This is a genomic window from Kribbella sp. NBC_00482, from assembly GCF_036013725.1.
GTDB lineage: Bacteria > Actinomycetota > Actinomycetes > Propionibacteriales > Kribbellaceae > Kribbella.
The window spans coordinates 5,235,696-5,258,147 of the sequence record NZ_CP107881.1; the positions used below are offsets into that span (position 1 = coordinate 5,235,696).

27 protein-coding genes are annotated in these 22,452 nt (G+C 68.4%); 15 read left to right on the forward strand and 12 right to left on the reverse strand.

Annotated features, from left to right (window positions below; translation table 11 throughout):
* Positions 1-7: 7 nt before the first annotated feature.
* The 3 genes from OHB24_RS25595 to OHB24_RS25605 form a co-directional block, all read right to left on the reverse strand.
* Entirely contained in the window at positions 8-1,543 is a 1,536-nt protein-coding gene (locus tag OHB24_RS25595) for an NCS1 family nucleobase:cation symporter-1 (protein WP_327633376.1), read from the reverse strand.
* A gap of 131 nt (positions 1,544-1,674) precedes the next feature.
* The gene (locus OHB24_RS25600) at positions 1,675-2,454 is read right to left on the reverse strand and encodes an MBL fold metallo-hydrolase (protein WP_327633377.1); all 780 of its coding nucleotides are present in this window, start codon (positions 2,452-2,454) and stop codon (positions 1,675-1,677) included.
* A 23-nt stretch (positions 2,455-2,477) separates the two neighbouring features.
* Complete coding sequence (locus tag OHB24_RS25605; RefSeq protein ID WP_327633378.1) at positions 2,478-2,864, reverse strand: EF-Tu/IF-2/RF-3 family GTPase; 387 nt, start codon at positions 2,862-2,864, stop codon at positions 2,478-2,480.
* A 259-nt stretch (positions 2,865-3,123) separates the two neighbouring features.
* Here OHB24_RS25605 and OHB24_RS25610 point away from each other — a divergent pair, with 259 nt between their 5' ends.
* Genes OHB24_RS25610 through OHB24_RS25630 form a run of 5 tightly spaced genes read left to right on the forward strand, consistent with a single transcriptional unit; the run spans position 3,124 to position 7,857 of the window.
* Positions 3,124-3,765: a ThuA domain-containing protein gene (locus OHB24_RS25610; protein ID WP_327633379.1), complete on the forward strand. Its 642-nt coding sequence runs from the start codon at positions 3,124-3,126 to the stop codon at positions 3,763-3,765.
* Positions 3,762-4,853, forward strand: a complete 1,092-nt coding sequence (locus OHB24_RS25615) for a Gfo/Idh/MocA family protein (protein ID WP_327633380.1) — start codon at positions 3,762-3,764, stop codon at positions 4,851-4,853. Before OHB24_RS25610 ends, OHB24_RS25615 begins: the two co-directional genes overlap by 4 nt.
* A 51-nt stretch (positions 4,854-4,904) precedes the next feature.
* On the forward strand, positions 4,905-5,927 hold the full coding sequence (gene hrcA, locus OHB24_RS25620; protein ID WP_327633381.1) for a heat-inducible transcriptional repressor HrcA: 1,023 nt from the start codon (positions 4,905-4,907) through the stop codon (positions 5,925-5,927).
* Positions 5,928-5,964: 37 nt separating this feature from the next.
* Positions 5,965-7,107 (forward strand): molecular chaperone DnaJ, encoded by a 1,143-nt coding sequence (gene dnaJ, locus OHB24_RS25625; protein ID WP_327633382.1) that lies wholly within the window; start codon positions 5,965-5,967, stop codon positions 7,105-7,107.
* 33 nt (positions 7,108-7,140) lie between these two features.
* Positions 7,141-7,857, forward strand: a complete 717-nt coding sequence (locus OHB24_RS25630; protein ID WP_327633383.1) for a 16S rRNA (uracil(1498)-N(3))-methyltransferase — start codon at positions 7,141-7,143, stop codon at positions 7,855-7,857.
* On the opposite strand, the gene OHB24_RS25635 is transcribed toward OHB24_RS25630, so the two are convergent.
* A complete protein-coding gene (locus tag OHB24_RS25635) occupies positions 7,801-8,343 on the reverse strand; it encodes a YybH family protein (protein ID WP_327633384.1) in 543 nt (180 codons plus the stop codon). The genes OHB24_RS25630 and OHB24_RS25635 overlap by 57 nt on opposite strands.
* 65 nt (positions 8,344-8,408) lie before the next feature.
* Here OHB24_RS25635 and OHB24_RS25640 point away from each other — a divergent pair, with 65 nt between their 5' ends.
* Positions 8,409-8,738: an ArsR/SmtB family transcription factor gene (locus tag OHB24_RS25640; protein WP_327633385.1), complete on the forward strand. Its 330-nt coding sequence runs from the start codon at positions 8,409-8,411 to the stop codon at positions 8,736-8,738.
* Positions 8,739-8,743: 5 nt separating this feature from the next.
* On the opposite strand, the gene OHB24_RS25645 is transcribed toward OHB24_RS25640, so the two are convergent.
* Entirely contained in the window at positions 8,744-9,874 is a 1,131-nt protein-coding gene (locus OHB24_RS25645) for a Gmad2 immunoglobulin-like domain-containing protein (RefSeq protein ID WP_327633386.1), read from the reverse strand.
* Entirely contained in the window at positions 9,871-10,380 is a 510-nt protein-coding gene (locus tag OHB24_RS25650; protein ID WP_327633387.1) for a SigE family RNA polymerase sigma factor, read from the reverse strand. The genes OHB24_RS25645 and OHB24_RS25650 overlap by 4 nt, the downstream gene beginning before the upstream one ends.
* Positions 10,381-10,676: 296 nt before the next feature.
* Here OHB24_RS25650 and OHB24_RS25655 point away from each other — a divergent pair, with 296 nt between their 5' ends.
* From OHB24_RS25655 to OHB24_RS25690, 8 genes are all read left to right on the forward strand, one after another.
* Positions 10,677-11,603 carry a PhoH family protein gene (locus tag OHB24_RS25655; protein ID WP_327641102.1) on the forward strand — a complete coding sequence of 309 codons (927 nt, stop codon included), beginning with the start codon at positions 10,677-10,679 and terminating at the stop codon, positions 11,601-11,603.
* Entirely contained in the window at positions 11,600-12,076 is a 477-nt protein-coding gene (gene ybeY / locus OHB24_RS25660; RefSeq protein ID WP_130380847.1) for an rRNA maturation RNase YbeY, read from the forward strand. The genes OHB24_RS25655 and ybeY overlap by 4 nt, the downstream gene beginning before the upstream one ends.
* Before the next feature lie 7 nt (positions 12,077-12,083).
* Positions 12,084-13,388: a hemolysin family protein gene (locus OHB24_RS25665; RefSeq protein WP_327633388.1), complete on the forward strand. Its 1,305-nt coding sequence runs from the start codon at positions 12,084-12,086 to the stop codon at positions 13,386-13,388.
* A 6-nt stretch (positions 13,389-13,394) separates the two neighbouring features.
* Positions 13,395-13,730 carry a cytidine deaminase gene (locus tag OHB24_RS25670; protein ID WP_134000097.1) on the forward strand — a complete coding sequence of 112 codons (336 nt, stop codon included), beginning with the start codon at positions 13,395-13,397 and terminating at the stop codon, positions 13,728-13,730.
* Entirely contained in the window at positions 13,714-14,643 is a 930-nt protein-coding gene (era, locus tag OHB24_RS25675) for a GTPase Era (protein WP_327633389.1), read from the forward strand. Before OHB24_RS25670 ends, era begins: the two co-directional genes overlap by 17 nt.
* Complete coding sequence (locus OHB24_RS25680) at positions 14,643-15,311, forward strand: GNAT family N-acetyltransferase (protein ID WP_327633390.1); 669 nt, start codon at positions 14,643-14,645, stop codon at positions 15,309-15,311. The genes era and OHB24_RS25680 overlap by 1 nt, the downstream gene beginning before the upstream one ends.
* On the forward strand, positions 15,308-15,925 hold the full coding sequence (locus OHB24_RS25685; RefSeq protein WP_327633391.1) for a hypothetical protein: 618 nt from the start codon (positions 15,308-15,310) through the stop codon (positions 15,923-15,925). The genes OHB24_RS25680 and OHB24_RS25685 overlap by 4 nt, the downstream gene beginning before the upstream one ends.
* A 162-nt stretch (positions 15,926-16,087) precedes the next feature.
* A complete protein-coding gene (locus tag OHB24_RS25690; RefSeq protein ID WP_327633392.1) occupies positions 16,088-17,041 on the forward strand; it encodes a hypothetical protein in 954 nt (317 codons plus the stop codon).
* 72 nt (positions 17,042-17,113) lie between these two features.
* On the opposite strand, the gene OHB24_RS25695 is transcribed toward OHB24_RS25690, so the two are convergent.
* Positions 17,114-18,103, reverse strand: coding sequence for a GNAT family N-acetyltransferase (locus tag OHB24_RS25695; protein WP_327633393.1), 990 nt, complete (start codon positions 18,101-18,103; stop codon positions 17,114-17,116).
* Positions 18,104-18,144: 41 nt separating this feature from the next.
* Positions 18,145-19,128, reverse strand: coding sequence for an SDR family NAD(P)-dependent oxidoreductase (locus OHB24_RS25700; protein WP_327633394.1), 984 nt, complete (start codon positions 19,126-19,128; stop codon positions 18,145-18,147).
* Positions 19,129-19,202: 74 nt separating this feature from the next.
* Between OHB24_RS25700 and OHB24_RS25705 the strand changes: the two genes are divergently transcribed.
* Positions 19,203-20,189 (forward strand): AraC family transcriptional regulator, encoded by a 987-nt coding sequence (locus OHB24_RS25705; RefSeq protein ID WP_327633395.1) that lies wholly within the window; start codon positions 19,203-19,205, stop codon positions 20,187-20,189.
* Here the strand turns inward: OHB24_RS25705 and OHB24_RS25710 are convergent.
* From OHB24_RS25710 to OHB24_RS25725, 4 genes are read right to left on the reverse strand one after another with little or no spacing between them, the layout of a single operon-like run.
* Complete coding sequence (locus OHB24_RS25710) at positions 20,179-20,601, reverse strand: PPOX class F420-dependent oxidoreductase (RefSeq protein WP_327633396.1); 423 nt, start codon at positions 20,599-20,601, stop codon at positions 20,179-20,181. The genes OHB24_RS25705 and OHB24_RS25710 overlap by 11 nt on opposite strands.
* On the reverse strand, positions 20,598-20,975 hold the full coding sequence (locus OHB24_RS25715; RefSeq protein WP_327633397.1) for a VOC family protein: 378 nt from the start codon (positions 20,973-20,975) through the stop codon (positions 20,598-20,600). Before OHB24_RS25715 ends, OHB24_RS25710 begins: the two co-directional genes overlap by 4 nt.
* Before the next feature lie 18 nt (positions 20,976-20,993).
* The gene (locus tag OHB24_RS25720) at positions 20,994-21,653 is read right to left on the reverse strand and encodes an alpha/beta fold hydrolase (RefSeq protein ID WP_327633398.1); all 660 of its coding nucleotides are present in this window, start codon (positions 21,651-21,653) and stop codon (positions 20,994-20,996) included.
* A gap of 11 nt (positions 21,654-21,664) precedes the next feature.
* The gene (locus OHB24_RS25725) at positions 21,665-22,441 is read right to left on the reverse strand and encodes a hypothetical protein (RefSeq protein ID WP_327633399.1); all 777 of its coding nucleotides are present in this window, start codon (positions 22,439-22,441) and stop codon (positions 21,665-21,667) included.
* Between the last annotated feature and the right edge of the window lie 11 nt (positions 22,442-22,452).

The following is a 22,452-nucleotide window of genomic DNA, read 5'->3' on the forward strand; positions in this document are numbered from 1 at the left end:
GCTCATGCTAATAAGTGGGAGCCGCATGCGTCGCGGTTGACCGGCGGCTCGGCGCGGTGAGTGTGAGAACGAAGTACGTCAGGAAGCCGACCACGAGTCCTACTGCCCAGGAATAGTCGTACAAGGGCTTGAGGAACGGGATGAGGCCGTTCTCTGGGAACGGGCCGGCGCCCGGGTTCGAGTACGCGCCGCCGACCGCGAGCACCGAGCCGAGCAGGGTGGCGACGACACCGCGCCAGTTCCAGCCGGCGGCGTACCAGTAGCGGCCGCCGGGCCGGTAGAGGTCGGCGAGGTTCAGGTTGGTCCGGTCGATCACCCAGTAGCCCGCGATCAGGACGCCGGCCACCGACGCGAGCAGACCGCCGTAGAACGACAGCCACACGAAGATGTAGATCGACGGGTCCGAGATCAGCCTCCACGGCTGGATCACGATGCCGATCACGCCGGTCAGCAGGCCCGCGGTCCGGAAGTTCAGCCACCGCGGCAACGCGTTCGCGAAGTCGTACGACGGACTCACGACGTTGGCGGCGACGTTGCAGGACATCGTCGCGAGGATCGCCATCACCAGGCCGATCGTGACGATCACCGGGTTCTCGAACCGGCGGGTGAGCTCGACCGGGTCCCAGATCGCCGAGCCGTACAGCACCACGGTGCCGGACGTGGTGATGATCGAGACCAGCGCGATGAACGACATCGTGGTCGGCAGGCCGATGATCTGTCCCCAGACCTGCGCCCGCTGCCCCTTCCCGAACCGGGTGAAGTCCGGCATGTTCAGCGACAGCGTCGCCCAGAACGCGATCATGCCCATCAGCGACGGCGCGAAGATCTTCCAGAAGTCGGCATCCCAGCCGAGCTTCGACGGCTGCGACAGGATCGGCCCGAACCCGCCGGCCTTCACCAGGATCGCCACCATCAGCGCCACGAACGCGACCGTCACCAGCGGCGCCGCCCAGTTCTCGAACCGGCGCAGTCCCTCGATACCGCGGAAGATCAGCACCATCTGCAGCGCCCAGAAGAACAGGAAGCTCAGCCACATCGTCCACGGGTGCCCGCCGATCGCGGACGCCTCCATCCAGCCCTTGCCGAACAGCTCGCCGACGATCACGTAGATCGCCTGCCCGCCGATCCAGGTCTGGATCCCGAACCAGCCGCAGGCGATGAAGGCCCGCAGCAACGCCGGGAAGTTCGCGCCCCGGACGCCGTAGAACGCCCGCGCGAACACCGGGAACGGGATCCCGTACTTCGTGCCGGCGTGACTGTTCAGCAGCAGCGGAACGAGAACGATCAGGTTCCCGAGGGTGATCGTGAGGAACGCCTGCAGCCAGTTCATCCCGATCGCGACCAGGCCGGACGCGAGCAGGTAGCTGGGGATGTTGTGCGCCATCCCCATCCACAGCGCGGCGTAGTTGTACGTCGTCCAGGTCCGCTCGGGCAACCGCGTGGGCGCCAGCTCTGCGTTGGCGTACGCGCTGTCCCTCAGTACGTCGGGATCAGCTAGTTCGACGCGTCCGTCGGGGTGAACCGTCTGCTCTGCTGTGGTCACAAGTGCCACCCCATCCGGTCGGGCGATGTCCGCTCCGAACAAGTTGCGTGACGGGATGACTTCGTGTCAACGGACAACTACTGAAAGAGCAGAAGATGAGGAGAGGTTGGGGCGAAGGGCAGGAACTCGGGTCAGCTTGGGCCGAGGAGGGGGAGGCTCGGGCGTTGCGGCGTACCGAGAGCTTGGTAGCCGCGGCGGATCGCGTCCTGGAGTTTGTCGACCGGCCACGGCCAGTCCTCGGTGTGCTCGAGCGCCTTGTCCAGCGGAGTGCCCGCGTGGTGCAGGGTCGAGATCGTGTTGGCGACCTTGCCCAGGTCCATCGCCTGGTCGGTGGCGAACTCGACGTCGACGACCGCGCCGTGGCCCGGGACGATCTTCGCGTCCGCGGTCATCATGCCGATCGCGCTCTGGACCGTGTCCGGCCACTCGAGCGGGAACGAGTCCTCGCCGTACGACGGCGGCGCCGACTCCTCGAGCAGGTCGCCGAGGAAGAACACGTTCACGTCCGGTACGCCGACCACGGTGTCGCCGGAGGTGTGCCCGTTGCCGACGTACAGCAGCTCGACGCGACGGTCGCCGAGGTCGATGACCTTCGCGACCGCGAACGTCGTACCGGCGAGCTTCTCTCCGTTGTCGAGGGCGGCGGCGTTCTCGTGCAGGTAGACCGTCGCGTCGGTGAAGACGCTGTTACCGGCCACGTGGTCGAAGTGCGCGTGCGTGTTGACGACCCATTTGACCGGTGCGTCGGTGAGCTCGCGGATGTGCTCGCGGAGCTGCTCGGCCTCCTCGGTCGTGGCGCGCGTGTCGATCACCAGCGCGCCGTCGGCTCCGACGACGAGGCCGACGTTCAGGTCCCATTCGTCGTACCGGCGAACCCAGGTGCGATCGCCGATCTCGGCCCATGCGCTCATGAGCCCGAGGTTACTTGCCCCGATTACTTGCTGAGTACGTCGCCCCTGGCCACCTGGTCCTTCGCGAGGCCGCGGAGCAGCAGCCCGACGTTGTCGCCGGCCGTCGCGGTCTGCAGGACCTTGCGGAACATCTCGACGCCGGTCACCTCGACCTGCAGCATCGGCTGCCCGGCCCGGCTGAGCAGCACCTGCTCGCCGACCGTCACCGTCCCGGTCTGCACCCGCCCGGTCACCACGGTGCCGCGACCGGTGATCGAGAACACGTCCTCGACCGTCATCCCGAACGACCCGACCGGCAGGTTGTCCTGCGGCCGCGGCGGCCCCGGAAAACTGTTCGCCTCCGCATGCCCACGCGCAAGCATCTCCTGCGGATCCATCGGGTTAGACCGCTTCCAGAACTTCCAGCCCATCCATCGAGACTAGGGCATGTCTGGTCGTCCCCCGCCTACTGCGCGGCACTCGGCACGGCGCCTCGCCGCACTGGAGGAAAGGCCACGATGAAACCACATCGAGGCCTTCCCTCCAGCACACCGATGCACCGCACCGAGCACCTGCTCGCTACGGCGGGGGACGACCAGACATGCCCGGCGGGTTGGCAAGCCCTCTCCTGGCGACTTAAGGTCGCAAGTGTTCCGATCGGAACTCCGAAACTTTCGAAGGGTGGTCGGTGTGACGACACGACGTGCTGTGGTGGTCCGGGGCGGTTGGGAAGGGCACTCCCCGGTCGAGGCGACCGACCTGTTCATCCCGTTCCTGCAGGAGAACGGCTACGAGGTGGCCGTCTTCGACAGCACCGAGGCGTACCTCGACCTCGACAACGTCGACCTCGTGCTGCAGTGCGTGACGATGAGCGAGATCGAGCCCGAGCACTTCAAGGGCCTGGAAGCGGCGATCCGGCGCGGCACCGGGTTCGCCGGCTGGCACGGCGGGATCGCGGACTCGTTCCGCAAGAACGTCGACTACAGCTTCATCACCGGCGGGCAGTTCATCTCGCACCCGCACGGGTTCACGGACTACCGCGTCGACATCATTGCCGACCATCCGATTGTCGACGGCATCAAGCACTTCGACGTACACACCGAGCAGTACTACGTGCACGCCGACCCGACCAACAACGTGCTGGCGACGACGACGTTCGAGTCGCACCCGGACTACCCGTGGATCGAGGGCGCCGTGATGCCGGCCGTCTGGACCCGCACCTGGGGCGAGGGCAAGGTGTTCGTCTGCACGGTCGGCCACAAGCTGGACGACCTGGAGACGCCCGAGGTGCGGACGATCATCGAGCGGGGGCTGCTGTGGGCGAGCAAGTGACACGCGTCGGCATCGTCGGCACCGGCGTCATTTCCGGCACCTATCTCGACCACCTGGGCAAGCTCCCCGGCGTCGACGTGGTCGCGGTCGCCGACCTGGACCTGGCGCGTGCTCAAACGATTGCCGACCAGAACCCGGCCATCCGCGCGCTCTCGCCGGAGGAGCTGTACGCGGCTGACGACATTGAGATCGTCGTCAATCTGACGATCCCGGCCGCCCATGCCGCCGTGCACCAGGCCGCGCTGGCAGCCGGCAAGCACGTGTACGGCGAGAAGCCGTTGGCCATGGACCGCACCGAAGCGGAGCCGCTGCTGAAGTACGCCGCCGCCAACGACCTCCGGATCGGCTGCGCACCGGACACGGTGCTCGGCACCGGAACCCAGACGGCTCGTGCGGTGATCGACCGCGGTGACATCGGCACCCCGCACGCGGCGACCGCGTTCATGGTGACGCCCGGCCACGAGTTGTGGCACCCCGCGCCTGAGTTCTACTACCAGCCCGGCGGCGGACCGGTCCTCGACATGGGCCCGTACTACGTGACCAGCCTGGTCACGCTGCTCGGCCCGGTCGTCCGGGTCACCGCCCGCGCGGGCCAGTCGAAACAGCAGCGCAAGATCCACACCGGGCCGCGGGCCGGGACCGTGTTCGACGTGGAGGTGCCGACGCACGTCACCGGCGTGCTGGAGCACGAGTCGGGCGCGCTGACCACCGTGCTGATGTCGTTCGACGTCTGGGCCGGGCGGCTGCCGCGGATCGAGGTCCACGGTACGGACGGCAGCCTGTCCGTGCCGGACCCGAACGGGTTCGACGGGACCGTCGAGATCGTGACTCCGGAGCAGCGCGAGTGGACCGAGGTACCGGTCGCCGGTGGGTACGCCGGAGCCGGGCGCGGGGTCGGTGTCGCGGACATGGCCCGGGCGTTGCGGACCGGTGAGCCGCACCGCGCGAGCGGGGAGCTGGCGTACCACGTGCTCGACGTACTGGAGTCGTTCGTGGACTCCGCCGTACAGGATCAGCCCCTCGATGTGGCCAGCACAGTGACACGTCCCGCGGCCGTTCCGTTGGGAGCGTCGCCCGAGACCGCCTAGACTGGCACTCCGAACGATTGAGTGCCAGGACAGTCGGAGAGGGTGGTGCGCGTGCTCGACGAACGCAAGCTGGATGTGCTCCGCGCCATCGTCGAGGACTACGTGGCCACTCACGAGCCGGTCGGCTCGAAGACACTGGTCGACCGGCACAACCTCGGCGTCTCCCCGGCCACCGTGCGTAACGACATGGCTGCGCTGGAGGAGGAGGGGTACATCACCCAGCCGCACACCAGCGCCGGCCGGATTCCGACCGACGCGGGCTACCGGCTGTTCGTCGACAAGCTGAGCACGGTCAAGACGCTGTCGGTCGCGGAGAAGAAGGCGATCACGTCGTTCCTGGCCGGAGCGGTCGACCTGGACGACGTCGTCCGCCGTACCGTCCGGCTGCTCGCCCAGATCACCCGCCAGGTCGCCATCGTGCAGTACCCCTCGCTGAACCGGTCGAGTGTCCGGCACATCGAGGTCGTCACGATGAGCCCGCGGCGGTTGCTGCTGGTGCTGATCACCAGCAACGGCCGGGTCGAGCAGCGGCTCGTCGAGCACCCGAACGACGTCGACGAGCAACTGATCGCGGACCTGCGGTCCCGGTTGAACACAGCGCTTGCCGGGCAGCGGCTGACCGATGCGACGACGTCCCTGGCCGGTGTGCCGGAGTCATTCGCCCCGGCCGACCGGTCGATCGTCGCGGCGATCGTCACCACCTTGCTGGAGGCGTTCACCGACGAGGTCGGCGAGCAGCGGATCGCGGTCGGCGGCGCCGCCAACCTGACCCGGTACGGCGACGACTTCGAGCGGAACGTCAAGCCGGTGCTGGAGGCGCTCGAGGAGCACGTCATCCTCCTCAAGCTGCTCGGCGAGGCGACCAACCCGCAGACGTTGACCGTTCGCATCGGTCACGAGAACCCGTTCGAGGAGCTGGCCACCACGTCGGTGGTCGCTACCGGGTACGGGTCGCAGTCGGAGGCGCTCGCCACCCTCGGCATCGTCGGCCCGACCCACATGGACTACCCGAGCACAATGGGCGCAGTACGTGCCGTCGCGCGCTACGTGAGCCAGATCCTGGCCGAGACGTGATGCGAATCCTAATGAAGACAACCCCCTGGTCTGGAGTATGAGCACCGATTACTACGCCGTCCTAGGTGTCAGCCGTGACGCTTCGTCGGACGAGATCAAGAAGGCGTACCGCAAGCTGGCACGCCAGTACCACCCGGACGTGAACGACTCCGAGGACGCGCACCAGAAGTTCCAGGAGATCGGGCGCGCGTTCCAGGTGCTCAGCGACCCGCAGAAGCGGCAGATGCACGACCTCGGCGGCGACCCGTTCGCCTCCGCGGCGGGTGGACCGGGCGGTGCCGGCTTCGGCCAGGCGTTCACGTTCACCGACATCATGGACGCGTTCTTCGGCCAGACCGGCGGGGCGACCCGCGGGCCGCGGCCGCGGACCCGGCGCGGTCAGGACGCCCTGATCCCGCTGCGGATCGACCTGGCCGAGGCGGCCTTCGGTACGACGCGGGAGCTCAAGGTCGACACCGCCGTACTGTGCCCGACCTGTAGCGGGTCCGGCGCGGCGGCCGGCTCCGAGCCGGTCACCTGCGAGATCTGCCACGGGCGCGGCGAGGTCACGCACACGCAGCGGTCGTTCCTCGGCGAGGTGCGGACGATGCGGCCGTGCCCGAACTGCCGCGGCTACGGCACCACGATCCCGAGCCCGTGCGTGGAGTGCTCGGGCGACGGGCGCGTGCGCTCCCGCCGTACCGTCACCGTGAAGATCCCCGGCGGCGTCGACACCGGGACGCGCGTGCAGCTGTCCGGTCAGGGCGAGGTCGGTCCCGGCGGCGGTCCGGCCGGTGACCTGTACGTCGAGATCGAGGTCGAGCCGCACGACATCTTCACCCGCAACGGCGACGACCTGCACTGCACGGTGACACTGCCGATGACGGCGGCCGCACTCGGTACGACGATCGACCTGCCGACGCTCGAGGGTGAGACGACTCCGCTGGAGATCAGGCCCGGCACGCAGTCCGGTACGGCGATGACGTTGACCGCACGCGGCGTACCGCGCCTGCGGCACGCCGGTCGCGGCGACCTCATCGTCCAGATCATCGTCGAGACCCCCACCAAGCTCGACGACGCCCAGGCCGAGCTCCTCCGGCAGCTCGCGGCGGTGCGCGACGAGGAACGCCCGCAGGGTCAGGTCCAAGCCACCCACAAGACCGTCTTCGGCCGCCTCCGCGACGCCTTCGGCACCCACTAAATGACAGCGCGACGCCCCGGAGGTGTTCGGTAGGTGGGGGTTGCGGTGTTCTTCTGCGCTGACCTCGGCTCGGACGAGTTGGTGCTCGACGGGGCCGAGGGGCGGCATGCGGCCGTCGTACGGCGGATCGGGCCGGGGGAGCGTGTTCGGCTGACGGACGGGCGGGGGACCTGGGCCGAAGGGGCCGTGGTCGCTGCGTCCAAGGCCGGGGTGACCGTGGCGGTGGACGAGCGGGGAGCTGTTGTTGCCGCCGATCCCCGCGTGGTCGTGGTGCAGGCGGTGCCGAAAGGCGAGCGGGCCGAGCTGGCGGTGGAGATGCTGACCGAGGTCGGCGTCGACGTGATCGTGCCGTGGAACGCGGAGCGCAGTCAGTTCCGCGCGAACCCGGAGCGGGTCGAGAAGACGCTCGCGAAGTGGCGGGCGTGGGCGTTCGAGGCGAGCAAACAATCACGGCGTACCTGGTTCGCCGAGGTCGCCCCGATCGCGACCACGGCCGAGATCGCCGAGCTACTGGCCGCCGCGGCGCTCCCCGTCGTACTCCACGAAGAAGCCACCACCCCACTGGCATCCCTCGAACCACCCACAACCGGCGACATCGTCCTGGTCATCGGCCCTGAAGGCGGCATAGCCCCCACCGAACTCAAGTCCTTCGCAGCCGACCCGATCCGCCTCGGCGACACCGTCCTCCGAACCTCAACAGCCGGCGTCGCAGCAGCAGCCGCCCTCCTGTCCCGCTCCCGCTGGACCTGATCCCCAGCGGACGGCGGACTGGTATCTCGCCAGTGCTTCGGCGTCGTCGATGCTGCCGTGGTGGTGGATCTGTTGCCATGTGTCGGCGTACCTGAAGATCCGCGTCGTGCGGATCTGCAGCGGTCGCTCGCCGAGCTCCGGATGCTGGTACGTGCCGACCTCTCGCCCCGCGAACACGACCGAGTCGTCCTGCCAGTACGTCGCCGCGTCCCCGAACGTCACCTGGACGTTCAGCGAACCGGCAAACACCCGTTCGTAGAGCGCCCGTACGGCGTCCCGCGACCGCAGGATCCCGCCGATCGGGTTGTTCAGCTGCACCAACTCGTCAGCCGCCCATCCGGCGACCAGCGTCTCCAGGTCCTTGCTGTTCAGCGCGTAGTAGAACGTCTCCAGCGCCGCCAGCGCACCCTCGCGCCCCGGCATCCGCGCCGCGGTCGCCCGCGATCGCGCGTCCGGCCCGAATCCGTAGTCGACCAACTCGATCATTCGCCATCCCTCGCTAAGCTGTTAGACAGGAACCGAACACAACTGTACGACAGGGATCGAACACTATGTCCATCGAGTCAGCTCGTGCCCGTACGCTCAGCCACGTTGATCCGGCCGAGGTGCCGTTGCAGGCTGCGCTGGATGCGCTCGCGGACCCGGTACGACGCTCGATCCTGCGCGACCTCGCCGTCCACGACGACTGGACCCGCGCCTGCGGCACCTTCGACCTCCCGGTCAAGAAGGCCACCGCCAGCCACCACTTCGCCGTACTCCGCGCCGCCGGCCTGATCGAACAACGCGACGAAGGAGCCCGCCGCCTCAACCGCCTCCGCCGCGAGGAGTTCAGCAAGGTGTTCCCCGGCCTCCTCGCCGCCACCATCGACCGCGCGGACTGACCCGGCTACTTCACCACGACAGACTTGCTGTCCGTGTTCGTGACGCTGCCGTCCTCGCCCGAGAGCAGGTAGACGCTGATCTGCCACTCCCCAGGGGTCAGCGTGAGTTGGAAGGAGTACGGCGAGAACTTCTGCCCTTCCTTGGCGGTGGTGAAGCTCTTCTTCGTCTCCCGGGTCTTCAGGTTCGTCGCCTCGTAGTTGACCGTCGCCTCGAACGCCGCCGCGACGCCCTGCACCGTGACCTTGGGCTTGACCACCTGGTCCTCGGACGGTGAGTCGATCCAGACCAGTGCCTGCACGTCTGCCGCCTGAGCACGGCTCAACGGCTTGCTGGTGTCGACCTGGCCGAACAGCCTTCGGCCAGAGCGGCCGGCCTCGGTGACCTGGATCGGGGTGCGGTTGTCTCCCAGTGCACCTTGGACGGTGTAGACGAGTTGCTGGGTCGCGACCCGTGCGAGATCGGCGTCGAGGGCGGTCGTGGGCAGTTGTTTGAAGTCGACGGTGACGATGCCGTTTGAGCGGGTGACGGTGTTGAGGGCTGCGCCGCGCCAGACGGAGTAGTAGTCGGGGTCGGTCGGCTGCTTGGTGGTCATGATGCGGACCGCTTGCTCGGCCGGGCGGCCGCTGACCTTCGCCCAGGTGCGGTACAGGCGGGCGGCCTTCTTCTGCGTGCCGACCTGCTGGCCGAGCCAGTAGACCGGTACGACGGTGCTCTTGACTGCTGGTTCGGGTACGCCGCGGTCCGTCGGCTCCGTGGTCTTCGCGGACGGTGAGGTGGATCGAGGCTGGGTGGGAGCCTGGGATGGCTCGGGGGAGGGGGAGGCGGTCAGCGCCGACGGGGTCGGGCTTGGCAGTACGCCGGTTGCGGTGGTCGTCGTACCGGAGCCGGCTACCGCGTCGCCGTCGTCGGCGGTGTTCTCGGGGCCGTTGAGCATGGTGAAGGCGCCGATGGCGGCTGCCGTGCCGGCCGCGGCGAGGCCGGCGGTCAGGAGCCAGGGGCGCCGCGCGGCGGGACGCTGGGCGTGCGCGCGGGCGCGGATCTCCGGCAGTGCGTCGGACGGCTCGATCCGGTCCGCCTCCTCGTGGAGGGACCGCCGCATCAGCTCGTCGAACGGGTCGTTCGGGTTCTCGTTCATACGTTCTGCTCCAGGAGCTGGCGCAGCGACTTGCTCGCGCGCGCGGCGTGGCTCTTCACGGATCCCCGGCTGATGCCCATCGTGTCCGCGATCTCGGCCTCCGACAGGTCACCGTAGTAGCGCAGGACCATCACTGTGCGTTGCTTCTCCGGGAGGGTCCGCATCGCCTCGATCACCCGGTCCGTCTCGGCGGTCCGCAGTACTGCCTGCTCGGCGCTCGGCTCATCGGGAAGGGTCCGTGGGGTGTGCTTGTCCACCACCACCAGGTGGCGCTGGCGGGACCGGCAGCGGTTCACCACGGCGGTCCGCAGGTACGCGAGCGCCTTGTGCGGGTCGCGCAGCCGGTGCCAGCGGCCGTGCATCGCGACGAACGCGTCCTGCACGATCTCTTCCGCCGTACCGGTGTCACGCAGCAGCAGGGCGCCGAGGCGGACCAGCGAGGTGTAGTGCGCGGTGTAGACAGCCGTCAGCGCCTCGTCGGCATCCCACGAGGACTCATGTGTCACGCACTCTTCGTACACCACGGCCGGTTGTGCCACGAAAAGACGACGCAAAGACCCCGTCCCAGGTTGACAACAGGTTCGCCCGAATCCGGTCGAGAGGCGCCCGGGAAGCGTGTCTCGGGGAATTACCGGTGAGGGTGTCGGGCGAGACGGCTAGCATGGGTGGACTACTTCATCGGCATCAGGAGGGGAACAGGCTGTCCAGGCCACGCAGTATCGAACCGGAGGCGCGCCCGAACGGGGCGGCAGCCGCCAGCACGCAGGCGTCGCACAAGATCGTCGTGCCGAACAGCATCGACATGGTGGCCCTGCTCGGAGCCCGGGACGAGTTCCTCCGCATCGTCGAGAAGGAGTTCGCCGCCGACATCATGGTCCGCGGCAACGAGATCACGCTGAACGGCGAGCCGGCCGAGCTGGCCCTGGCCGAGCGGCTGATCGACGAGCTGATCGCCGTGATCCGCACCGGGCACGGGCTGACCGCCGACTCGGTCGAGCGCAGTATCGCGATGATCAAGCAGGCCACGGCCGAGAGCCCGGCCGACGTGCTGACGCAGAACATCCTGTCCAGCCGCGGCCGCACGATCCGGCCGAAGACGCTGAACCAGAAGCGGTACGTCGACGCCATCGACAAGAACACCATCGTGTTCGGCATCGGCCCGGCCGGTACCGGCAAGACCTACCTGGCGGTCGCCAAGGCGGTCCAGGCGCTGCAGGCCAAGGAGGTCAACCGGATCATCCTGACCCGGCCGGCCGTCGAGGCCGGCGAGCGGCTCGGGTTCCTGCCCGGCACCCTGTCGGAGAAGATCGACCCGTACCTGCGGCCGCTGTACGACGCCCTGCACGACATGCTCGACCCGGAGTCCATCCCGCGGCTGATGACCGCCGGCACGATCGAGATCGCGCCGCTGGCCTACATGCGCGGCCGGACGCTGAACGACGCCTTCATCATCCTGGACGAGGCGCAGAACACCTCGCCGGAGCAGATGAAGATGTTCCTCACCCGGCTCGGGTTCGGCTCGCGGATGGTGGTCACCGGTGACGTCACCCAGGTCGACCTGCCGAACGGGATGCACTCGGGGCTGCGGGTCGTGCAGGACATCCTCGAGGGCGTCCAGGACCTGGCGTTCTGCCGGCTCACCTCGCACGACGTGGTCCGGCACAAGCTGGTCGGGCGAATCGTCTCGGCGTACGAAAACTATGAAGGTAGTGCTGACAACCACCGATGAACGTCGAGGTCAACAACGAGTCCGGGGTCGAGATCGACGCACACGGACTGATGCGGCTCAGCCGGTTCGTGCTGTCGTCGCTGCGGCTGCACCCGGAGTGTGAACTGTCGATCAAGCTGGTCGACGAGGACACCATGGCGCGATATCACGTCGAGTTCCTGGACCTGCCGGGTCCGACCGACGTGATGTCGTGGCCGATGGACGAGCTGCGGCCGGGTTCCGACGGCGACGCCGACGAGGACCTGCCGCTCGGGCACCTCGGCGACATCGCGTTGTGCCCGACGGTCGCCGCCGCGCAGGGCGCGAAGGCCGGCCACGGCACGTGGGCGGAGCTCGAGCTGCTGACGGTGCACGGCATCCTGCACCTGCTCGGGTACGACCATGCGGAACCCGCCGAGAAGGCGGAGATGTGGGACGTCCAGGGCCGCCTGCTGGAAGCATGGCGAGCCCCTGGAAACCGGCTAGAGGCGTGATACCGAGATGACTTCCCACGACCTTGTTCTCCTGGTTGTGGCTGCGGTGCTCGTTCTGCTGGCCGGGCTGTTCGCCGGGGCCGAGGCGGCGCTGTCGTCGTACTCGAAGGTGCGGGCGAACGAGCAGGTCGAGCTGGGCAACCTGCGCGCGGTCCGGCTGCGTGACCTGCTGTCCGACGCCCCGCGGTACCTGAACTCGCTGCTCCTGCTCCGGCTGATCTGCGAGATCACCGCGATCGTCCTGGTCACCCAGGCGCTGTCCGGTGTTCTCTCGGTGACCTGGGAGCACGTGCTGATCACCGCCGTGGTGATGGTGCTGATCTCGTACGTGATCATCGGGGTCGCGCCGCGGACGCTCGGCCGGCAGCACTCGGACCGGTTCGCGATCGTGTCGGCCGGCCCGGTGATGGCGCTGACCCGGATCCTCGGGCCGCTGCCGAAGTTCCTGATCCTGATCGGGAACGCGCTGACCCCGGGCAAGGGGTTCGCCGAGGGCCCGTTCGCGACCGAGGCTGAGCTGCGGGCGCTGGTCGACTACGCGGAGAAGTCCGCGGTGATCGAGTCCGGCGAGCGGCAGATGATCCACTCGGTCTTCGAGCTCGGCGACACCATCGTCCGCGAGGTGATGGTGCCGCGCACGGACATGGTCTACATCGAGCGGCACAAGAAGCTCCGCCAGCTCACGTCGCTGGCCTTGCGGTCCGGGTACTCGCGGATCCCGGTGATCGGCGAGTCGCTCGACGACATCGTCGGCGTCGTCTACCTCAAGGACGTGATGCGCCGGGTGTACGACAACGCCCAGGCCGAGTCGACCGAGCGGGTCGAGTCGGTGATGCGGCCGTGCATGTACGTCCCGGACTCCAAGCCCGTCGACGAGCTGCTCCGCGAGATGCAGGCGGCCCGGATGCACCTGGCGATCGTCGTCGACGAGTACGGCGGTACGGCGGGACTGGTCGCGATCGAGGACATCCTGGAGGAGATCGTCGGCGAGATCACCGACGAGTACGACGAGGACCCGGACTCGGTGCAGGAGCTGTCCGACGGTTCGTACCGGGTGTCGAGCCGGTTGCCGATCGACGAGCTGGGCGAGCTGTTCGGCGTACCGCTGGACGACGACGACGTCGACACCGTCGGCGGCCTGATGGCCAAGCTGCTCGGCAAGGTGCCGATCCCCGGCGCCGAGGTGGGAATCGAAGGTCTGTCGCTGACCGCGGAGCGGCCGTCCGGCCGCCGCAACCAGGTAGGTACGGTTCTCGTACGCCGCGAGGAGCCGACGCCCACCCCGCACGACCAGAACCACCAACACGCCTAGGAGCTTTTGTTGTCAGACCTCTCCGCTGAGGACGCCAAACTCGTCACGCTCGCCCGCGCTGCCCGCGCGCGGACCCGGGCCGCCGAGGGCGCCGCCGTACGGGACTCCGACGGGCGGACGTACTCCGCCTGCACGGTCGCGCTCGACACGGTCGAGCTGACCGCCCTGCAACTGGCGGTGGCGATGGCGCTCGCGTCCGGGGTGAAGGGTCTCGAGGCGGCCGCGGTGGTCACCGAGTCCGAATCCGCCGATGTGGGCGTCGTACGGCACTTCGCCGGCGCCAACATTCCCGTAGTACTTGCCCTTGGCACTGGAGAGGTCCGCGATGTCGTCCACACCTGAGAACTTCAAATCGGGGTTCGCCTGCTTCGTCGGCCGGCCGAACGCGGGCAAGTCCACCCTCACCAACGCCTTGGTGGGGAAGAAGATCGTCATCACGTCGTCGAAGCCCCAGACCACGCGGCACGCGGTCCGCGGGATCGTGCACCGGCCGGACGCGCAGCTGATCCTGGTCGACACCCCCGGTCTGCACAAACCCCGCACGCTGCTCGGTGAGCGGCTGAACGACCTCGTGAAGACCACGTGGGCCGAGGTCGACGTGATCGCGGTCTGCCTGCCGTCCAGCGAAAAGATCGGCCCGGGCGACCGCTTCCTCGCGGCCGAGGCGGCGAAGGTCGCGAAGACTCCGAAGGTCGCGCTCGCCACCAAGGCCGACCTCGTCGAACCCGAGCGGATGGTCGAGCACCTGGCCGACATCCAGGCGCTCGGCGAGTCCGCCGGCATCGAATGGGCGTCGATCGTGCCGGTGTCCGCGACGTCCGGGTTCCAGGTCGATCTGGTCGCCGACGAACTCGTGAAGCTGCTGCCGGACGGCTTCCCGCTGTACCCCGACGGCGACATCACCGACGAGCCCGAGGAGACGCTGGTCGCGGAGCTGATCCGCGAGGCGGCGCTGGAGGGTGTCCGGGACGAGCTCCCGCACTCGATCGCGGTCACCATCGACGAGATGAACCTCCGCGAGGACCGCCCCGAGGACAAGCCGCTGCTCGACATCTACGCGAACATCTTCCTCGAGCGGGAGAGCCAGAAGGGCATCGTGATCGGCCACAAGGGCGCCCGCCTGCGCGAGGTCGGCGCGGCCGCCCGCCACCAGATCGAGGCCCTGCTCGGTACGCCGGTGTATCTCGACCTGCACGTCAAGATCGCGAAAAACTGGCAGACAGACGCGAAGAACCTGCGCAAACTGGGTTTCTGATGAGCCTGCGCAATCCCGTGTACGCCGCGTTGACCGGGCCGCACGCGTCGTTCGCCGAGGTCCGCGGCAACGCCCGCCGCTACCCGTCGGCGATCGCGCCGTTCCTCGCCCTGCCCGACGTACCGACGTCACAGGACTGGGTTGACGCGGCCGAACTGGTCGGACCGGGGACCGTGGTCGCGCTGATGCGTCCTGAGTTTCCGCTCCCGGACACCTTCAAGCTGGACCGTGAGATCGAGCTGGTGCAGTTCGTGGCGCCGGCTTCCCTTCCGGCAGCCGACCCCGAAGCAGTCGTCCTCGGCGTCGACGACGTGCCGGACATGCTCGCCCTCGTCGCCCTGACCGACCCGGGCCCGTTCCGGAGCCGCACGATCGAGCTCGGCACGTACGTCGGTGTACGCCGCGACGGCGAGCTGATCGCGATGGCCGGTACGCGGTTCGCCCTCCCCGGGCACACCGAGATCAGCGCGGTCTGCACGCATCCGTCGTACCAGGGCCAAGGCCTCGCCAGTCGGCTGATCCGCGCGGTCGCCGCGCACATCACCGCAGCCGGCCGGACGCCGTTCCTTCACACCGGCGGCGCCAACACGAACGCGATCCGCCTCTACCGGGGCCTGGGTTTCGAGCTCTCCAACGAAATGAAGGTCACCATCGTCGAGCCGGTATGACGGACCTCGCCCACGTCTACTGGCTCGGTGGCGGCACCGGGGCCGGCAAGTCGACGATCTCCCGGCGCCTCGCGGACCGGTACGGCCTGCGCCGCTACGACACCGACCGGTCGATGGGCGACCACGCGGCGCGCAGCGATCCGCGCGCGACGCCGTACCTGCAGGACTTTCTCGCGATGGACATGGACGAGCGATGGGCGAACCGGTCGCCGGAAATCATGCTCGACACGTTCCACTGGTTCCGCGGTGAGGCGTTCGAGCTGATCGTGGAGGACCTGCTCAGGCTGCCGGCGGAACCCGTTGTAGTGGAGGGGTTCCGCCTGCTACCGGAGTTGGTCGCGCCACTCCTGGCCGATCGCCGGCAGGCCGTCTGGTTGCTGCCGACACCGAGCTTTCAGCGGGCTGCGTTTGAGCAGCGTGGGTCGCTCTGGTCGATCGCAGGCCGCACGAGTACGCCGGAGCGGGCGCTGGGCAACCTGCTGGAGCGGGACCGGAGGTTCACCGAACGAGTCGCCGGTGAGACCGAACGTCTTGGCCTCACCGGGCTCGTGGTCGAGACCGGCGAGACCGAGGACGAGTTGGTCGACCGGGTGGCCGGCCTGTTCGGGCTCTAGACCCTCTCCGACGAGATGAAGGTCACAGTGGTCCAGGCGGTCTAGCCTGGAACCCTTGCAACAAGGTGCAAATGCGGCGCCTTCCGTCCCCTGCGCACGTTATGCTCGCGCACGATCTCGAGGCTCATCGAGGTCATTCATGTCCTGAGGGGGACTCCCAGTATGAAGCTGCAGCGCTTCGCGCTCGCCCTGGCCGGGGTCGGTATGCTCGCCGCCACGGCCGCCGCCGGCCCGGCCACCGCCGCCGTCCGGTCCGACCCGACGCCCGCGATGGCCAACCCGGCCAAGGGCAACCTGAAGACCACGCCGAACACCAAGCTCGCCTCCGGGGGATGCGCGCAGGATGTCGGCTTCAACACCCCGACGCCGGGGATCAACGACGTCCTGGTCACGCCGGCCAAGCCGCCGCGCGGTGAGTTCTTCGGGGAGTTCAAGTTCGTCGGCACGCGTCTCAACACGACGTGGTACGGCGTGCAGACCGACGCGCACTTCTACTACCACAGCCTGTTCGTGCAGGGCGGCACGCTGTACCGCGGTGTCACCTACTTCGACACCGAGAACGCGCGCCCGACGTACGCGCGGATCGGCTCCGGCTGGACCAGCTTCACCCAGCTCGTGACATCGAACTACGCCATCACCGCGCCGAACCGCTCGTACCTGTACGGGCTGAGCACCAACGGCAGCCTGTACCGCTACGCGGCGTCGGGTGCCACCTTCCGGGCACTTGGCCACTTCGCAGGCTTCAAGGGCTTCAAGGCGATGACCGTAGTGGCGGAGAACCCGTTGTACGACACGCTGCTGATGACCACCAAGGCCGGTGCGCTGTGGACGGTCCGGATCCCGGCCGCCGCCTCGACGAAGCCGATCCTGAAGCTGGTGCGGAGCACGGGCTTCGCGGCGTACGAGTCGCTGGCCGCCAGGGGCTGCGGTGACAGGGGCGGCTCGCTGGTGACCGGTTTCGACAACGACACCGACTCGGCGTACCAGTACGCGATGAGCAAGTTCAACGGCTCGAAGACCGCGGTCACGTCCTACGGCCGGGTCACCGGCGGGACCATCCCGGGCACCGGCATCTTCCCGATCACCGGCCACTGGAACCAGCTCGTGGGCGAGTGAGCTTTCAGCAGTAACTGAGTTTTCAGCAGAAGAGGCCGGGGGCGTCGCTGGTTGCGGCGCCCCCGGTCTGTTTCAGACCGTCTTCTGGTAGGCCAGGATCCGGGCGACGATCTTGTAGTTGAGCTGTTCGTTGATGCCGATCATGTGGTCGTTGGACTCGGCGTTCCACGTGTCGACCTGGGCCAGGGCCGGCTCGGCGTCGCGGAGCTTCAGGAGCATCGCGGACTTCAGCAGGGCGCCCAGCCGGTGGCCGCGGTGGTCGCGGGAGACCGCGGTGTCGTGCTGGTGGCCGATGTGCGGGCGTTCGCGCTCGACCGCGATCACCGTGTGGCCGGCGAGCGCGCCGGTGGCCTTCTCGCGGGCGATGACGCGGTAGAGCGTGTGGTCGCTCTTCGCCTGAGCTTCCTCGTACGCGCGGATCCGCTCGCTGCTGTAGAAGTCGTCCTCGATGTCGAGGTCGTCCTTCGGCGCGTCGTTGATGGACGCGGTGACCGCGATCATCCCGTCGAGCATGTCGTCCGGCAGCGCACCGGTGAGCGTGACCAGCTCGTACGCCGTCGCCGCCGCGACTGCCTCGTCGTACAGCGACTGGACGACCGACCAGTCGAGACCGGTCAGCTCCTGGCGGCGGTTCACCTCGACGGCCTTCCGCTCGTAGCCGTGCTTGTCCGCCAGCGCGATCGCCTCGGGCAGGTCGAAGCCGCCGTACCCAATGATCGCGCGTCCGTTGTCGCGACCGAGCTGCTCGACGTACTCGATCAGCGCCGCCGCGACCGCACCGTCACGATGGTCCGGATGGACCGACAGGTCGAACCACACATGGTTCGTGTTGTCGTACGTCGGCAGCGACACGACGAGCAGCCCGACAGTCGTGCCGTCGTCGTCCCGCGCCAGGAACGCCTGCTCGGGATCCATGTCCCAGCCGTAGCGCAGCATGTCCGCGAACCCTCGTGGGGTCCCCACGAGCATCTCCGGGCAGTCCTGCTTCAGGGCAGCGCTCTGTAAGGCGACTGCTTCGATGCACCCGGCCTCGTCGTCGGGCGACAGCTTGATGATGTCCACACCGACAGCGTCCACCGAGACAGCCGGTTACCGCATCTGGTTTATCCGCGGTCGAGAAGTTCCTCGCTGAGCTTCCACAACCGGCGCGCGCTGTCCCGGTCGATCGCGTACGGCAGTACGCCGAACGCGCCCGGAGTCACCGCCAGCACATCGGTGTCCGGTACGTCGGACGCGTGCACCGCTGCGATGTCGACGTCCTCGCAGTACACCCCGCCGTACCCCTCGAGCTGTGGACTTGCCGCGCACCACACCTGCGTCGCTGCGCCCTGCCCGACCGTTTTCAGCCCGCGGTCCGGGTCGATGATCGGCTCGTAGTTCTCGTCCAGGAAGCCGCCCTGGCGCAACGTCTCGCGGTTCGAGTACCGAGTCAGGTGCGTGATGATGCTGCCCGGATGCACGGCGAACGCGCGGATCTTGTTGGCCCGTTCGCGCTCGTCGAGTTCGACGGCGAACAGGACGTTCGCGGTCTTCGACTGGCCGTACGCTTCGTACGGCGCGTACTCGCGGTGCTCGAAGTTCGGATCGTCGAAGTGGACGTCGCTGTACCGGTGCCCGCGCGACGACACCGACACCACCCGAGCACCACCGGCCCTGCGCAAGGCGGGCAGCAACCGCGTGGTCAGCTGGAAGTGCCCGAGATGGTTCGTCGCGAACTGCGACTCGTAGCCGCGGGCGTCCCGGGTCAGCGGGTTCGCCATCACGCCGGCGCTGTTCACCAGGATGTGCAACGGTCGCCCGCTCGCCAGGAACCGTTCCGCGAACGCGTCGATGCTCGCCGGATCGAGCAGATCGAGCTCGTCGACCACCACTCCGCCGACATCGGCCAGCTCCCCGGTGGCGCGCGCGACGTCCCGCGCGGGGACGACGACCTCGGCCCCGGCCGCCCGGAACGCGAGGACGGTCTGCTTGCCCAGACCCGAGTATCCGCCGGTGACGATCGCGATCGTGCCGTTCAGGTCGACGCCGTCGAGGACATCGTCCGTCGTCGACGCCGCGGTGAATCCGGAACCCATTGGTGTTTGCATGTCTTCGACGCTACGAGCCTCGCTGCGGACGCAGAATGCTTGAGAGTGCCGAATACTTGCGCGATAGTACGGAGGTGGCCGATCCGCTCGCCGACACCCTCGCGCTCACCGAGGCGCACTGCCATGTCTCCCTCGGCTTCGAGGCGATCGGTGAGTGGGCTCTGCGGTACCCGGCCACGCGGCGCCTCAAGTTCACCGCCGCGGTCGAGGGCACCTGCTGGATCGATTTCGGCGCGGAGCTGCGGACCGGCCGGATCGAGCTGGAGCCGGGCGACGTCGTCCTCTTCGACGGGCGCCACGAGTTCGTGAAGGGCAACTCGGACACCGTCCCGGTCGGGGACGCGGTCGAGGCGTTCGGCGCCGCGGACGGTCCGATCGCGCGGTTCGGCAGCGGCGTCGAGACCGGTGTCGGCCCGAAGGTCGTCGGAATCGGCGGTCATGTGTCCCTGAACCGCACCGGCGAGGAGCTGCTGATGCGCGCCCTCCCGCCGGTCATCCACCTCCGCGCCACCGACGAACGCGCCGCGACGTTCCGCTGGTTGCTCGACAGATTGTTGCGCGAGGCATCGACCACCGCGCCCGGCGCGAGCCTCGCCGCCGACGACCTCGCCCACCTGCTCTTCCTCGAGGCCCTGCGCGCCTGCCTGGCCGATGCCGAGTCCCTCCCGGTCGGCTGGCTCCGCGCGATCGCCGACGAGCGGATCGCGCCGGCGCTCGAGTTGATGCACGACCAGCCTGGTCGCGCCTGGCAGCTCGAGGAGCTGGCCCAGGCCGCGGCGATGTCCCGTACGACGTTCGCCGAACGCTTCCGCTCCGTCGCCGGCGTCCCGCCGCTCACGTACCTGCTCAACTGGCGGATGCGCCTGGCCGAGCGAGCACTCCGCGACGACGACCAGCCGATGGCCGCCCTCGCGCGCTCGCTCGGCTACACCTCTGACAGCGCGTTCAGCAACGCGTTCAAGCGCGTCAACGGCGTTGCCCCACGGAGCTACCGGCAGGCCGTTCGGGCAACGCGCGTCGTGGACGATCCGGACGATCCGGGCGAGGGAGTCACGGCTTAGGCATGCCGTACGCGTGGTCGACGGTCATCGAGAACATCAGCCGCTTGTCCTGCACCATCACCGCGCGGTACTCGTCCCAGTCCGGGTGCTCGCCCGACGCGGTCCGGTAGTAGTCGACAAGGTCCTCGACCACCTCGTCGTACGGCTCGGCGGCGACCGGGCTGAGGTCGGCCTTGCCCTCGAGTACGACGTACGAGCGGCCGCCGGGACCGTCGACGTACAGGCTGGCGCGGGGGTCGCGGCGCAGGTTCTGGGTCTTCGCCCGCCCGTCGGTGAGGGAGACGCGGACGCGTGTCCCGTCGAACACGTACGTCACGTTGGACAGCTGCGGCCGGCCGTCCCGCTTGATCGTGACCAGCACGCCGAGTCCGTGAGCCCCGATCCGCTCGAGGAGAGTCTCCGCCCGGCTCATCGGTTGCTCCAGGAGCGCGTGCACAGAACCAACCGGTACGAATCTGGATCCACGATCGTCACACCCCAAGTGTCCCAGTACGGGTTGCGCGACGGTACGACGGTCCCGCCGGCCGCGACGAGCCGCTCGACGAGGTCGTCCGGCACCGGGCCATCGAGGTAGATCACCAGCAGATCCTCGTCGGTCGGTTGCGGCCGCACCTCCGGATCGGCGACCAGCTCCAAGTGCCATTCGGCGTCGGGCCACCCCACCATCAGCAGGTGATGATGATCGTCGGCCTTCCGGTACAGCACGCTCAGCCCCAGGCCGTCGACGTAAAACCGCTCGATCGCCGCGAGGTCGGTGCTGGGCCGGGCGATCCTCATCCGAGTCATGCCGAGAACCCTAAAAGCTCAAGCGCCCTTGAATGCAAGGAATCCGCGAACGACGTCCAGCCAGCGTTCCGGCGCCTTGGTGTGGATCCGGTGGCCGGCGTCGATCGTCGTGACAGTTGCCGTCGGCATCGTTTCCGCGACGAGGGGGAAACGGGTTTGGTCCAGGTGGCTCGTGGGGCCGCCGGCGAGCAGCAAGGTCGGCGCCTGCACCGCGGCCAGCCCGGTCCACCAGGCTGGTTGCGGGCGGCGGAGGTCGGCGATGACGTCTCTCAGTAGAAGCGGATCGCTTTTGCGTCGGGTCAGCCAGCCGGCCGCCAGCAATCCCAGCGTCGGCATCGGTCGCACCGTCGGGTCGCGGTCCTGGGAATCACGTGGCGGGATCGGCAGTTCCTCGAGTACCAAGCGTTCGACCCTCTCGGGTTCCGCCGCCGCGATGGCACTCGCCACGAACGCCCCGAGCGAGTTCCCGACGATCGTCACCCGTTCCAGCCCGTCCAGCTCACGGAGCGTGTGATCGCGGAAATCGTCGAGCAGGTACGGTCGCCGCCGCGGCGCAGTCCCGTGGCCCAGCAAGGTCGGACGGTGCACCCGATAGCCGAGCGCCTCGAACTCGGGCACGAAGCGGTCCCATGTCGACGGTCCGCTCGTACCTGCGTGCAAACACACCAGATCCCTCACCGAAGCTCCTCTCAAACACTCACCAGAAGTACGCCGGCCACCACCACGACCAGGCCAGCGACACGTGGCCGCTCGCGGAGCACGACTGCGCCGAGCAGTGCGCCGAGGACGACGTTCAGCGTCCGGCCGACCGCAATCGTTCCGACCGAGGCGAACGACAACGCCAGCAAGACCAGCCCGTAGCTGGCCGGCATCAACACCGCGATCGGTACGGCTGCCCGCCACTGCCGGACCGCGCCGCGGAAGTCGCGGACGATTGTCGACAACACGACGATCTGCGCCACATTCGCCACCGCCAGGTACGAGAGCACCTCGACCTGCAACGAGTCGACCGCGAACGCGTCCCACAACGTGTAGGCCGCCGTACATCCGGCCACCGCCAACCCGAGCATGACGCTGCGCCGCTGTGAACGCGGTGGATCGAGGATCAGCACGCCGGCCAGGACCAAGGCGGCGCCGACGTACACCTGCGGATGCGGTGGCATCGCGGCGACCGTCACGAGCGCCGGCGCCGTACCCCGGCTGACTGGGTACACCGTCGAGAACTCCCCGAGCGCGTACGCCTTCTGCAGCGTGACGGCGTACGTCGTGTGCAGCGCCATGCTCACCAGGCCGGCCCACCAGACCGTCTGGAGTGAGCCGCGAACGAGCAGGACGATCGAGACGGGCAGCATCAGCAGGCCGCACAGCCAGACGAACGCCGGACCGCCCAGGCCGCCGCGTTTCAGCAGTAGGTTCCAGGTCGCGTGGCAGCAGGCGGAAGCCGTCAACAGGCCCAGGGCGATCACGTAGACAGTGT

Coding starts and splice junctions, on each gene's coding strand:
- OHB24_RS25600 (WP_327633377.1), bottom strand. CDS start 2,454: ATGAGCGCATGGGCCGAGATCGGCGATCGCACCTGGGTTCGCCGGTAC.
- OHB24_RS25605 (WP_327633378.1), bottom strand. CDS start 2,864: ATGGGCTGGAAGTTCTGGAAGCGGTCTAACCCGATGGATCCGCAGGAG.
- dnaJ (WP_327633382.1), top strand. CDS start 5,965: ATGAGCACCGATTACTACGCCGTCCTAGGTGTCAGCCGTGACGCTTCG.
- OHB24_RS25635 (WP_327633384.1), bottom strand. CDS start 8,343: ATGATCGAGTTGGTCGACTACGGATTCGGGCCGGACGCGCGATCGCGG.
- OHB24_RS25640 (WP_327633385.1), top strand. CDS start 8,409: ATGTCCATCGAGTCAGCTCGTGCCCGTACGCTCAGCCACGTTGATCCG.
- OHB24_RS25645 (WP_327633386.1), bottom strand. CDS start 9,874: ATGAACGAGAACCCGAACGACCCGTTCGACGAGCTGATGCGGCGGTCC.
- OHB24_RS25655 (WP_327641102.1), top strand. CDS start 10,677: ATGGTGGCCCTGCTCGGAGCCCGGGACGAGTTCCTCCGCATCGTCGAG.
- ybeY (WP_130380847.1), top strand. CDS start 11,600: ATGAACGTCGAGGTCAACAACGAGTCCGGGGTCGAGATCGACGCACAC.
- OHB24_RS25665 (WP_327633388.1), top strand. CDS start 12,084: ATGACTTCCCACGACCTTGTTCTCCTGGTTGTGGCTGCGGTGCTCGTT.
- era (WP_327633389.1), top strand. CDS start 13,714: ATGTCGTCCACACCTGAGAACTTCAAATCGGGGTTCGCCTGCTTCGTC.
- OHB24_RS25680 (WP_327633390.1), top strand. CDS start 14,643: ATGAGCCTGCGCAATCCCGTGTACGCCGCGTTGACCGGGCCGCACGCG.
- OHB24_RS25685 (WP_327633391.1), top strand. CDS start 15,308: ATGACGGACCTCGCCCACGTCTACTGGCTCGGTGGCGGCACCGGGGCC.
- OHB24_RS25690 (WP_327633392.1), top strand. CDS start 16,088: ATGAAGCTGCAGCGCTTCGCGCTCGCCCTGGCCGGGGTCGGTATGCTC.
- OHB24_RS25700 (WP_327633394.1), bottom strand. CDS start 19,128: ATGCAAACACCAATGGGTTCCGGATTCACCGCGGCGTCGACGACGGAC.
- OHB24_RS25710 (WP_327633396.1), bottom strand. CDS start 20,601: ATGAGCCGGGCGGAGACTCTCCTCGAGCGGATCGGGGCTCACGGACTC.
- OHB24_RS25715 (WP_327633397.1), bottom strand. CDS start 20,975: ATGACTCGGATGAGGATCGCCCGGCCCAGCACCGACCTCGCGGCGATC.